Source organism: Caballeronia sp. LZ062, assembly GCF_031450785.1.
GTDB lineage: Bacteria > Pseudomonadota > Gammaproteobacteria > Burkholderiales > Burkholderiaceae > Caballeronia.
The window spans coordinates 264,738-276,905 of record NZ_JARTWB010000003.1; the positions used below are offsets into that span (position 1 = coordinate 264,738).

General features: G+C 64.0%; 11 protein-coding genes. 2 read left to right on the forward strand and 9 right to left on the reverse strand.

The window, feature by feature from the left end; all coding sequences use genetic code 11:
• The first annotated feature begins 283 nt into the window (after positions 1–283).
• Entirely contained in the window at positions 284–2,515 is a 2,232-nt protein-coding gene (locus P9239_RS21350) for a GAF domain-containing protein (RefSeq protein WP_309754587.1), read from the forward strand.
• A gap of 83 nt (positions 2,516–2,598) precedes the next feature.
• Here P9239_RS21350 and P9239_RS21355 read toward each other — a convergent pair whose 3' ends face one another.
• Positions 2,599–3,543 (reverse strand): LysR family transcriptional regulator, encoded by a 945-nt coding sequence (locus tag P9239_RS21355; RefSeq protein WP_309754589.1) that lies wholly within the window; start codon positions 3,541–3,543, stop codon positions 2,599–2,601.
• A 105-nt stretch (positions 3,544–3,648) separates the two neighbouring features.
• On the opposite strand from P9239_RS21355, the gene P9239_RS21360 reads away from it, so the two are divergent.
• Complete coding sequence (locus tag P9239_RS21360) at positions 3,649–4,416, forward strand: SDR family oxidoreductase (protein WP_309754591.1); 768 nt, start codon at positions 3,649–3,651, stop codon at positions 4,414–4,416.
• A 191-nt stretch (positions 4,417–4,607) separates the two neighbouring features.
• Here P9239_RS21360 and P9239_RS21365 read toward each other — a convergent pair whose 3' ends face one another.
• From P9239_RS21365 to P9239_RS21400, 8 genes are all read right to left on the reverse strand, one after another.
• On the reverse strand, positions 4,608–5,612 hold the full coding sequence (locus P9239_RS21365) for a GntR family transcriptional regulator (protein WP_309754593.1): 1,005 nt from the start codon (positions 5,610–5,612) through the stop codon (positions 4,608–4,610).
• 100 nt (positions 5,613–5,712) lie between these two features.
• Positions 5,713–6,894 carry a PotD/PotF family extracellular solute-binding protein gene (locus tag P9239_RS21370; RefSeq protein ID WP_404980126.1) on the reverse strand — a complete coding sequence of 394 codons (1,182 nt, stop codon included), beginning with the start codon at positions 6,892–6,894 and terminating at the stop codon, positions 5,713–5,715.
• Between the two features lie 38 nt (positions 6,895–6,932).
• Complete coding sequence (locus tag P9239_RS21375; protein ID WP_309754595.1) at positions 6,933–7,994, reverse strand: GTP-binding protein; 1,062 nt, start codon at positions 7,992–7,994, stop codon at positions 6,933–6,935.
• Positions 7,991–8,290 (reverse strand): hypothetical protein, encoded by a 300-nt coding sequence (locus P9239_RS21380; RefSeq protein ID WP_309754597.1) that lies wholly within the window; start codon positions 8,288–8,290, stop codon positions 7,991–7,993. Before P9239_RS21380 ends, P9239_RS21375 begins: the two co-directional genes overlap by 4 nt.
• A gap of 14 nt (positions 8,291–8,304) precedes the next feature.
• Positions 8,305–9,063, reverse strand: coding sequence for an SDR family NAD(P)-dependent oxidoreductase (locus tag P9239_RS21385; protein ID WP_309754598.1), 759 nt, complete (start codon positions 9,061–9,063; stop codon positions 8,305–8,307).
• A 25-nt stretch (positions 9,064–9,088) separates the two neighbouring features.
• A complete protein-coding gene (locus P9239_RS21390) occupies positions 9,089–9,844 on the reverse strand; it encodes an SDR family NAD(P)-dependent oxidoreductase (RefSeq protein ID WP_309754600.1) in 756 nt (251 codons plus the stop codon).
• A gap of 18 nt (positions 9,845–9,862) precedes the next feature.
• Complete coding sequence (locus tag P9239_RS21395) at positions 9,863–11,200, reverse strand: MFS transporter (RefSeq protein ID WP_309754602.1); 1,338 nt, start codon at positions 11,198–11,200, stop codon at positions 9,863–9,865.
• A 61-nt stretch (positions 11,201–11,261) separates the two neighbouring features.
• Entirely contained in the window at positions 11,262–12,143 is an 882-nt protein-coding gene (locus P9239_RS21400) for a polysaccharide deacetylase (protein ID WP_309754603.1), read from the reverse strand.
• Positions 12,144–12,168 lie beyond the last annotated feature (25 nt).

Consider the following 12,168-nt stretch of genomic DNA (forward strand, 5'->3'; position numbering starts at 1 on the left):
CGCAAGCTGTTTATCCTCGTGACCTTACCGATACATGCCGATAAGCCGGTCTGCCGCCGACCTCAAAAAAAACGACGCTTCCGCGGCTAACACCGACGTTCGAAAAACCTTTCAAGACTGAGGCGTTGACGCTCTAATCCCTCACCGTCAACTGTCACGACGTAGACGCTCTTATAAAGATCGGCGGATGCGGAACAGAAGTTGCGGGGCCGGTTTCTTTGGACACGCGCTCAGCTGAGTGGGGACGAACGAATGGCCATTCGCTCGCCTCTTTCAATCTCTAATGACTACACAAATCCCGTCGGACAACGCGACGCTTCCAGAGAACGTTGCGAACTGCGATCAAGAACCTATACACGCCCTAGGACACATTCAGCCGCACGGCGCCCTTCTATGTTTCGCCAACGACGGGAAGCTTGTCGCCCTGAGTGAGAACGCACCGTCACTTCTCGGTCCGCTTCCAGCTGTCGGACGCTCTCTGAACGCATCTCATCTGGACGAATGCGCGAGGAAAGCCATTCGAAATGCACTCGAGCACCCGCCTCCTGCGGCAGAGAGTTCAGAATGGCTTTCTCCGGGCGGCGATTGCTTCGACCTTGTCATTCACTGCTCCGGCGGCGTTCTGGTAGTCGAGTTCGAGCGGGTGCCGCCGAATACCCCGCACGCCTCGCAGTTCGCGCTCTATTGTCAAAGAGCGATCCAGCGCCTGCAGGCAAAGCAGCACGACGATGTCGCCGACCTGCTGCAAGAGACTGCGCAGGCAATCCGAGCCATGACCGGCTTCGACCGCGTCATGGGCTACCGCTTCATGGATGACGGAAGCGGCGAAGTGATTGCGGAGGCCAAGCGCGACGACCTGACGCCTTACTTGCATCAACGCTATCCGGCGAGCGACATTCCGGCACAAGCTCGTCGTCTCTACACGCTCAATCCGATCCGCCAGATCGCTTCCGTCACGGCAAAGCCCGTCCCTATCGTTCCCGCTGTCAATCCCGACACCAACGCACCGTTCGACTTGAGCCATTCCGTGCTCAGAAGCGTGTCGACGATTCATATCGAGTACCTGCGCAACATGGGCGTATGCGCGTCCATGAGCGTCTCCATCATTGTCGACGGCAAGCTTTGGGGACTGTTTGCTTGTCACCATATGCAACCGTATCGAGCATCGCACGCAGTGCGGCTCTCGTGCACGGTCCTGACGCAGGTCGTGTCGATCCTTGTCTCGCAGACGCAAGCGCGCTTGCGCCTTTCGCAAGATCATCAGACGCAGGAGTTCGGGCAGCGTGTCGCCTTCGATCTCACGCGAGCCGACGATCTCATCGCGGGTCTGAGCGCGGCTGCGCCGGCGATTGTCGCGCTCGTGGATTGTGACGACGCCTTTGCCGTAGTCGATCAAGAGGTGGTGCCTCTCAAAGGGACGGAAGTAGCGCATCGCGAGTCGATCGTCTCGCTCGTGACGCGCGTCGTCGACGCTCGACAGGACATGCTCGCAACAGCGTCGTGGACGCGCGATCTGAGCGACCTGGAACCCATTCGCACCGAGGGCGGGGCAGCCGCCGGATGCCTCGTCATTCACGTCGGAGGCGACGTGCCCGTTGCGATCGTTTGGGTTCGCAACGAACTCGTCGAGACCATCAACTGGGCCGGCCCCACCGAGAAGGTCGTAGCGCAGGGCCCTAACGGGCCGAGGCTGACGCCTCGCGGTTCCTTCGAAGTGTGGAAGCAGGTCGTCACAGGCTCCTGCCGTCCCTGGAATGAATCGAATCTTCGTGCTGCGCGTGAATTGCGGGCGATCCTTCAGGACGTCGCACTGCAGCGTATGCGGGAAGCCGAACGTGCCAAGACCACGTTGCTCGCCACGCTCGGCCACGATTTGCGCAATCCCCTGCAAGCAATCAACATGGCCATGTTGCTGATGGGCCGTGGCCTGGCGTCATCAGTCGATACGGCTCGGCGTGTCGAAGGCTCGACACAACGGATGCAATCGCTCATCAACTACATCTTGGATGTGAGCCGCATCCGCTCGGGCCTCGGACTGGGCCTTAAACGAGAGTTCGTCTCCTTGCGACAAGTGATCGAGAGCACCGTAGAGCAGAATCAACTGGCTCATCCGGGCGTGACGATATCGACTCGCCTGACCGACGATATCGGCGATGCATTTATCGATCCGGACAGGTTCAGCCAGGCCCTGACCAACTTGATCAGCAATGCGCGCCAGCACGGGGACATCTCACAGCCGATCGAAGTGACCACGTCGGTGGACGGGACCACTCACGTCGTTGAGGTGAGCAATTGTCTCCGCGAGCGCCCAGGCGTCTCATTCGAAAGGCTGCTCGATCCTTTCAAGAGCGGGTCCATCGATAAATCCAACAATCGGGGCGGGCTGGGCCTTGGTCTTTATATCGCCAATGCAATCGTCAAAGGGCATGACGCTGCATTAGACGGGCGATTCGACGAGACCCGCGCGCGAGTGTTCATTCGGCTCGACCCGGATTCGAGAGCCAGAACGCATTGACTTCGTGATGGCGCCTTCGCGACAGCCCGGCCATGCGCAACGGTTCGATCCGACGAGGGACGAGCGCCGGTAATGCGCACGCGTTAGGAAGCATGATCCCGGACCAGAACGTCCCAAGGCGCGGGAGACGGACAGATGTCCTGCAAGAAGCCGACGAACGCTTTTACCGCCGGATTGCTGCGGCGGCTCTCGGGCCACACGGCATGTAGATGAAATCGGTCGTAGGCGAACTCATGCAGCACCGGTACGAGCTCCCGCCGTCGAACGTAAGGCGCCGCGATATACGTCGTGGAAATTCCGATGCCGGCGCCGGCAGCCAACGTCGCGGCAATCGCATCGCTGACGTCGATGATCAAAGCCGACGCAGGCGTGAACTCGACGAGCTTGCCTCCCACGCTGAATGGCCACGCGGCCTCCTGCCCCGTCGACTGATATCTGAAGTTCACGCACTCGTGCTGCAAGAGATCGTTCGGGTGCTGCGGCACGCCTCGCTCTTGCACATAGCCGGGCGACGCGAACGCGCAGATCCGATGCGGTGCAAGACGACGCGCGATCAACCGCGTGTCGCCGGGATCGCCGACTCGAATGGCAACATCCACGCCCTCCTCGACCAGATCGACGTAGCGGTCGCTCAGGCGCACATCGACGGTCACTCTCGGATGCTGTCGGCGAAACGCGGGCAACGCCGGCGCGAGAATATTCACGCCGACGGGCAACGGCGCCGTCACCTTGAGCGTTCCCGCTGGCTCCGCGCGCGCAGCCGCGACGCCTTGTTCGATGCCTTCCGCCTCGCGCAACAAGCGTTGCGTGCGCTCCAGAAGATCTCGCCCCTCCGGCGTCAGCGTGAGCGAACGCGTGGTCCGGCTGAACAGCCTGAGGCCGAAATGCTGCTCCAGACGCTGGATGCTCTTGCTGATCGCCGATGGCGAAACGGACAGCGAACGCGCGGCGGCCGTGTAACTGCCCAGCGACGCGGCCCGCGCGAAAGCAATCAGCCCTGTCAGTCTTTCGATGGCGATTTGTTCCATGATGGCATCATTAAAGCGAAGGACGGCGGGATTATCAAGCCAGGTTTCGCGAATTAACCTTCTTCCATCGACGCCGAAACCGGCGAAGTCAAACAGGAGAAGGGAATGAACGCGAATACGAAAGCGCAAGACGCACAGGCCGAAGCAGTCGCTCACCGCGCGCTGGCAGGCAAGACGGCACTGATCTTTGGCGGAACATCGGGCATCGGGCTCGACGCGGCGATCCAGGCCAAGCGGGCGGGCGCGGACGTCATCGTCGTCGGGCGATCTGCCGACACGGCGCAACGCGTCGCCGCAGAACATGGCTTCGCCGGATGGCGCGCGGCGGACGTGACCGACGCGAACGCTCTGCAGGAGGCCGTTCGCGACATTCCCAAGGTCGATCATCTGGTGCTGCTGGCGGGCACCTTTGTGGCAGGGACGGTGCGCGAGGCCGACGTAGCGCATCTGCGAAACGCATTCGAGGAACGCATCTGGGCGGCCGTGCACGTCATTCGCGCCCTCGGAGACCGGTTGAGCGCAGATGGCTCGATCACGTTCATCTCGGGCAGTCTCGCCGACCGGCCGAACGCCTGCGGCACCGCAGTGCTCGCCGCCGCATCCGCCGCGATGGAAGCGCTCGCGCGCGGCCTCGCACTCGAACTGGCGCCGGTGCGAGTCAACACGCTGTCGCCCGGTCCGATCGACACGCCGATTCTGCGTAAAGCGCTCGGTGACGCGCGCGATGCGGTCGTGGCGAACATAGAGAAGACGTTGCCGCTGCATCGTCTCGGCACCGCGAGCGAAGCCGGAGCGGGCGTGGTGTTCCTGATGACCAATGGCTTCATGAACGCAGCGACGCTGAACGTCGATGGCGGCGCGCGCCTCGTCTAGCCCCAAAGGCAGTCGAGGAAGACACTGCACCCGGCTTAAGCGACATCGATCATGGCGCCGTACTACGCGAAACGCGCGAGCGCCGGACTCACCGCGAGTGAAGCGAGCCGCATCTCGCAGGCAAGCGAAGATGCTTCCTGTCAACATGAGGCCCACGCGCGGGCAGCTATGTCCGGCGGGCTGACCGGCTCTTACGCCATGCGCTGCAAATAGCCGGGAAGGTTAGGTTCCGGCAGTACGGCCAGCACCTTCAACCGCTGACGCGTGCGTTTCTCGCCCCGGCGCAGATGGTCTTCCAGCGCCCGCGAAGCCGCGCGCACGTCCCCGGCCACGAGATGTTCCAGGACGGCGCGATGTTCCATCAACGTGCCCATCTCGGGGTGCAGCCGGAAGGCATCGTAGAAGGCGTGATTCACGATGAGCGGCATGTGCGCGTGGCTCACGGCCGCCAGCAGCTTCCGGTTCGGCGCGTGAGACAGGAACTTGTCGTGCAGCGTCTTTTCGAGTTCGTAGAGGACCGCTGCATCGATCGAATCGGGATCTCCGATGGCGCGTTCGATATCGGCAAGCGCCGCTTGTATTTCCTCCGTCGGCAGCAGCGGCGCGCTCATGCGCAGCGCGGCCGGCTCGAGCAAGACGCGCAACTCGTAGTCCTCGCGCACCGCCCGCGCGGTCAGCGGCCCGCAGAGCCAGTGGGAGTACGCCGACTTCTCAACCAGCCCCCGGTCGCGCAGCCGGTTCAACGCTTCGCGCACCGTCCCGCGGCTGACGCCGAAGGTCGCGGCGGCATCGCTTTCATCGATGCGAAAGTGCCCGAAGACGATGCCGAGCGAAATCGCCGCTTCCATCGAATCGTAGATGCGCTCGCTGTTCGATGGAATGTCGAGCGGCTCGGGCAAGTTGTCGAATCCGAGAGCGTCTCCCGAAAGCGGCTCGCGCATCGGCTCGGGCACGCTGCCGTCCGCGCCTGCGACCAGATACCCGCGCCCCTCGAACGTATGCAGCAGGCCGCCTGCGTGAAGCATCTCGAAGGCCTTGCGCACCGGCACGCGGCTCGTGCCGAAGATGCGGGCGACGGGCCCTTCCAGCAGCACGAGGCCCGGTTTCACGCGGCCGAGTGCGATGGCGGCTCTCAGACGATCGTAGATCACGCGATACCGGAGCCGGCTATCGGTTTCGACGAGGTTGTCGCCCACCGTCGTATTCGTCGATACATCCGGCGTGATCGATTCTGCCCTGGCGCGTGGAGTTCGTGCAGCGGTTGTCCGTCTTGTCATCGTGGAACGAACGGCGCCATCAGGACCGCATGAACTCGGTCCAGCGGCGCACGAGGTAGTTATGCTCATCCATGACCGAATCCCAGACCGCGATCCGGCTCATGCGTGCGACGTAATCGCCGCCGTCGCGCACCTGGCCCGCCTGGACCAGATGCTGGCTGGTCGGGCCCGGCAAGTCCGTCGACGCCGGCGCACCATCGTACCAGTACGCCCATTCCGCGTCGTTCATGTGCCCGCGCGAGCGCTCGGGATTGGAGATGTAGAAGCCCTGCCGCGCCATCGTCGCCCCGGCCCAGCCTTCGAGCCACCAGTTCAGGTACTCGTAGGCGGCATCGAGCACCCGGCCATGCGCGAGCCTCGAGATGCCGAGCCCGCCGAACCACGCGCGATACCCTTCTCGCGGCCGCGCGAGGCGAAAGCGCAAGCCGGCACGCTCCAGTTCGATGGTCGCCGGAGACCATATGCTCTGAATTACCACCTTGTTCGCGATCATGAGTTGCGCCGCTTCGGCGAAGCTCGACCAGAAACCCGCGAAATGGCCGCGGCGCTTGAAGTCGATAAGCGTCGCGATCAGTTGGTCGATCTCCTCGATCTCCAGATTGCCGATGTCCTTGAAGCGCATGAGTCCGCTCGCTTCGACTGCGAGCGCCGCGTCTATGGCACCGATCGCGGCATCCGCCTGCAATGCGACGCGGCCCGCGAGTTCCGGCGCAAGCAGCCAGGCCCAGCTTTCCTCGCCCGCGGTGAGCGTGGCCGGCAGCGCGTCGTCGAGATAGACGAAGCTGTCCGCGTTGTGAGTGAGCGGCAGCATGCTGATGCGCCCGCTCGGCGTGCGCCCGAGCGACCCGTCGCTCTGCACGAAAAGGCGATCCGCCGGCACGCTGCCCGCCGCCCGGCGTACAGCAGAGCGGCCGATGCGCCCGGTGCGTGGCAACGCATTGATCTCTTCCCAGCGCCGGACGCGCGAGCAGTCGATTGGCTGCAGTGCGTGCGTCGGCCATAGACAGTCGAGGCTGTGGAACCACTGATCGTAAAGCTCGTAGCGTTCCGGATGCATTGCACCTTCGCGCTGCACGCTGGAGCCGTCGTCGACAATGAAACGCAGGCGAATTCCGAGGTCCTGTTCGGCGCGCTCGCGAATGTGCTCCTGAAGCGTGACGGACGTACCGAGCACGCGCAGTTCGACCTTCGACGGGTGAATGGCTGGCGCGGACGCGGGCGACTTCGGGCGGACGGATTTCAATCTACGGTTTCGACTGTCTGGAGATGCCGGCAGAAGCGGCGATACGACTGCTCGACGGCATCGCGCGCAAGCCCTTCTGCGATGAAGACGAGCCGCGAGCGCGGCGTGGCGTCCGGCCACGCATCGAGATGCAGGACCGGATGCACGAGATGGTGCACGGCGTGCAGGACGACCGGCTGCGCGACGCCGGCAAGCGCGAGCAGTCCCTTGACCCGCAGGATGGTATCACCGTGCCGGTTCAGCAGCATCGTGAGCCAGAGCGTGAAAACAGGCCAGTCGATGGGTTCGTCGAATTCGATTGCGAACGCGGAAAGCGAGCCCAGAGCCTCGCGATGCGCAGGCAGCGCGTTGAGCCGCGCGAGCGGATTCTCATCATTGCGCTCGGCAGATGACGGCGGGCGCGCGCGCTGCACGAACGCCGTGAAGTCGTGCGCATTCGCTGCGGCATCGAGCACGATCGATGCATCGTCCTCGCGCGTGCGCCGCGCCACGCGCGCTGCGGGATTCAGAGCCGCCAACATGAGTTCGAGCGCATCGAGCGCTTCTGCGTCGGCGAGATCGGCCTTGCTGATGACGATGCGGTCGGCAGCGGCCACCTGACCCATCCACTCGGGATGATGTTCGCGCTGATGCGTGGCGTTGAGCGCATCGACGACGGTGACGATCGCCGAGATCGAGTAATGACTGGACACGATACGGTCGCCGAGCAAGGTCGCGACGATGGGCGCGGGCGTGGCGAGTCCGGTTGTCTCCAGCACCACGCGCGTGAACGGCGGCACTTCGCCGCGCGCCCTCTGCGAGAAGAGATGCGCGAGCGCGTCCTTCAGTTCGCCGCGAATCGCGCAGCAGACGCAGCCGTTATCGAGCAGGACCGTCTGCGCCTGCTCGACTTCGCCCATCAGCAAATGGTCCAGTCCGACTTCGCCGAACTCGTTGACGAGCACGGCCGTGTCACGGGCCGCGTCGCCCTTGAGGACATCCGCGAGCAGCGTCGACTTGCCGCTGCCGAGAAAGCCGGTGACGATCGTCACCGGAATAACGTCGTAGGCGAGGCTCATGGCAAGACTTCATCCTCCGAGAACAGCGTCAGCGGATCGAGCGGGCGGCCGAGCATGGTTTCGGCGGCTTTCCAGACCTGCATGAAGTCGTCGACGATGACCTGCGCCCCGGTCGGCGACGCGAGCACGAATGACTGCCCGTGGAAATCGGCGAGCCTGAGACGGTAACTTTGCAGCAGGCGGTTCGCGTGTGCGATCTGCACGTAGCGCTGCCGCCGCGCATTCACGCCCTCACCCGCCGCGACGGTGTTCGACCAGTGACGCCCGCCACCCAATAATCCGCACATGCCGCACATTGCGTCGTCCTCCTTTAGGGCATCACGTCGCCCGAGTTCGGCCCGAGCGTCTGGCCGACGAACAGGTTGCCGCCGGGATCGGATGCGAGCAGTACGGCCGCCGGCGCGACTTCTTCCGGGCGTCCGAAGCGCCTGAGCGGCAGTTCCTTCGACTTCGACTCCTTCCAGGCCGCGCTGATGCCATCGACGAGCGGCGTTTCGATAGGCCCGGGCGCGATGGCGTTGACGAGCACGTTGTCCGGCGCGGCCTCGATGGCAAGCGACTTTGTGAATCCGATCACGCCGGCCTTGGCCGCCGAATAGTGCGTCAATTCAGCGCCGCCCTTGATCCCGAGTTGCGACGCCACATTGATGATGCGCCCCCAGCGCTGCGCCGTCATGGACGGTAGCGCGCGCCGGGAGCACAGAAAGACGCTGCGCAGATCGACGCGCATCATCTCGTCCCACATCTGCGTGGTGAGGTCGGTGCAGCGCGCCTGCGTGAGCATCCCCGCATTGTTCACCAGAATGTCGATGCCGCCGTACACGTCGATACATCGATCGACGATGCCGTGCGCGCCCGCCTCGTCGCCGACGTCGGCGGTGACCGTCTCGACTTGCACGCCGAGCGCCCGGCACGCGTCGGCTTGCGCTCTGAGACGCGATTCGTTGAGATCGGCGAGCACGAGTCGCGCGCCCGCTTCGGCAAAGGCGAGCGCGATGGCCGCGCCGATGCCGCTTGCCGAACCGGTGACGACGGCGCGGCGGCCGTCGAGTGAGAAAGTCGAAGCCATGTGAGAGCGTCCTGTATGCAGTGAATCAGCCCGGCCAGCGCACGGTCAGCCCGCCGTCCGCGATGATCGACTGACCGGTGATGTACGAAGCGTCGTCGCTCGTCAGATAGCGGATCAGCGCAGCGATTTCGTGCGGTCTGCCGACGCGTCCGAGCGGAATGCCCTTCGCCGCTTCGCGCAAGCCTTCGGGCCCGAGCGAGTTGACGGCATCGAGCGACTGCGGTGTCTCGATCAGGCCGGGAATGACCGCGTTGCAGCGGATGCCGCGCGGCGCGAGTTCCATCGCGACGGCGCGGCACAGGCCGGGCACGCCCGACTTTGCCGCCGAATAATGCGTGTGGTTTTCCCAACCGTAGACGCCGCCCGCAATCGACGACACGGCGACCATCGCGCCGCCGTCGCTCATGTGGCGCGCCGCCGCGCGGAACGTGCGCATCACGCCGGACAAATCGACATCGAGCATCTGGTGCCACTGCTCGTCGGTCATCTCCGTCAGCGGCGACGCGCGCAAGAGGCCGGCGTTGGCGACCGCGTAGTCGATGCGACCGAAGCGTTCCATCGCAACCGTCGCGAAGGCTTCGACCTGTTCGGCGGATGTCACGTCCACGGCATGCATCACGCATTGCCCGCCCGCCTCTTCGACGGCGCGCGCGGTGGATTGCGGATCATGCGGATCGCCGGGGAAATAGCCGCCGACCACCGCGACGCCGATCTGCGCGTAAGCCACGGCAAGCGCCTGCCCGATGCCGCTCGCCGCGCCCGTTACCAAAGCTGCTTTCACGAGAACTCTCCTGTCGGATTACTTGGTGTCGGCGGGATTCACATGCCGCGCGAAGAAAATCAGCACGCCCGACAGGAAGCACGGCACCGCGCCGAACCAGAGCGCTGCGTGCAGCCAGTCGCCGCCGTGATTGAGCATCGACGTCACGCCGACGCCGGCGAGAATCGCGCCGATCGGGCCCATTGCGTGAACGATCGAGCTACCCGTGCCGCGGATCGCCGTCGGATAGCTTTCGCCGATGAAAAACAGCGCCGCCGAATACGGTCCGATCAGGAAGAACAGTCCGAGGCTATACAGCGCGACGACCACGCCCGCGCTGCTCGGGCCGAACAGCATGCCCGCGAACGACAGCCCGCCGAGCATCCAGCCGATGGCAAGCGTGTTGCGCCGGCCGATCTTGTCGCCGATAAAGCCGTGGCTCAGATAGCCGCAATAGCCGATCACGTTGGACAGCACCAGAATCAGCAGCGAGTTCTCAAAGGACACGTTGTGCACGCGCGTGAGCACCGTCGTGCCGAGCACGCTGAAGACCTGAATCGCCGACCAGTTCAGCAGAATGCCGCCGCCGAGCACGAGCGTCGCGCGCAACGCGCTGCCGCGAAACGCCTCGGCGAGACCCGCGCGGCTGTGCTCTTCGTAGTCCACGGAATGGGCGCTCGCCAGCGTGCGCGCTTCGCTGTCCTGCCCTGCTTCGCGCAGATGCTTGATGCGCTTGTGCAGGACGAACTGGGGGCTTTCCTTCAGGCGCCGCGTCATGAAGAAGATGACGATGGCGGGAAACGTCGCGAAGATGAAGCAGCCCTGCCAACCGATGCGCGGCAGCAACAGCGCGGTCAGGCCCGACGCGATGAGCGCGCCGATCGGCCAGCCGCCCTGCACGAGGCTATAGATGAAGCCTTTGTTGCGATTGAGCTTCGGATCGTTGGCGGCCGAATACAGTTCGTTGAGATAGGTCGCGTTGACGGTTTCCTCGGCGTAGCCGAGCCCGGACAGCGAGCGGATCAACACGAGCGGCACTTGTCCCATTGCGCCGCCGACGACCGTGAGCCCCGAACACAAGGCGGCGCCCGCGACCGTCCACAACAGGCCGGCTTTTCGTCCGAGCCTGTCGAGTAACGGCCCGATGGCGAAAGCGATCACCGCCGTGCCGATCGCGACGAGCGTGGCGATCTCCGCCTGCGCCGCCGCATCCCAGTTGTAGTGTTTGCCGATCTCCGGCAGCAGCGTGCCGAACAGAATGAAGTCGTACACGGCGAACACCCACGCGAAGAACGCGACGATGGTCGCCCGCTTCACGTCGGACGGCAAAATCTGCTCCAGCCGGAAGCCGGAGGCGGACAACGGGTTTTCTTTCATCGTGGCGCTCCTTTGGAGCTCGGGTGTTGACATGATCGGGGCTCTTGTCGCTGAGGTCGTGTCAGGATTTGCGCGGCTGGCGGCGCAGGAAGTCGTCGGCGATTTCGCCACAGGTGCAAAAGCGCACGCCTTCGTGCTTGCGGAAATGCGCGATCAGGCGCTCGAGCATCATGAGCACCTGCGCGCGGCCGGAAACGTCCGGATGGATCGTGATGGGGAAGACCGCATAGTCGTGTTCGCGGTACACCCAGTCGAACTGGTCACGCCACATTTCTTCGATATCGCGCGGATTGACGAAGCCGTGACTGTTCGGCGCCTTCTTGATGAACATCATCGGCGGGAGATCGTCGAGGTACCAGTTCGCCGGGATCTCGACGAGATCGGTCTCCTGTCCGCGCACGAGCGGCTTCATCCACGTGTCGGGATGTTTGCTGTAGTCGATCTTCGTCCACGAGTCGCCGACGCGCACGTAGTACGGGTGGTAGTCGTTGTGCATCAGGCTGTGGTCATACTTGATGCCCTTCTTCACCAGCAGTTCGTTGGTCACGTTGCTGAATTCCCACCACGGCGCCACATAGCCGGTCGGCCGGCGGCCCGACAGTTTCGTCACGAGTTCGATGCTGCGGTCGAGCACGGCTTCTTCCTGCTCGGGCGTCATCGCGATCGGGTTTTCGTGGCTGTAGCCGTGGATGCCGATTTCATGTCCCGCATCGGCGACGGCTTTCATCTGCTCGGGAAAGGTCTCGATGGAATGACCGGGGATGAACCACGTCGTCCTGATCTTCTCGCGCTCGAAGAGCCTCAGCAGGCGCATCGAGCCGACTTCGCCCGCGAACAGGCCGCGCGAGATGTCGTCGGGCGAGTCCTCGCCGCCGTAAGAGCCGAGCCAGCCGGCGACCGCATCCACGTCGATGCCGAATGCGACCAGAATTTCCTTAGCCATGCGATGTTCTCCTTGAAGCGGTTGA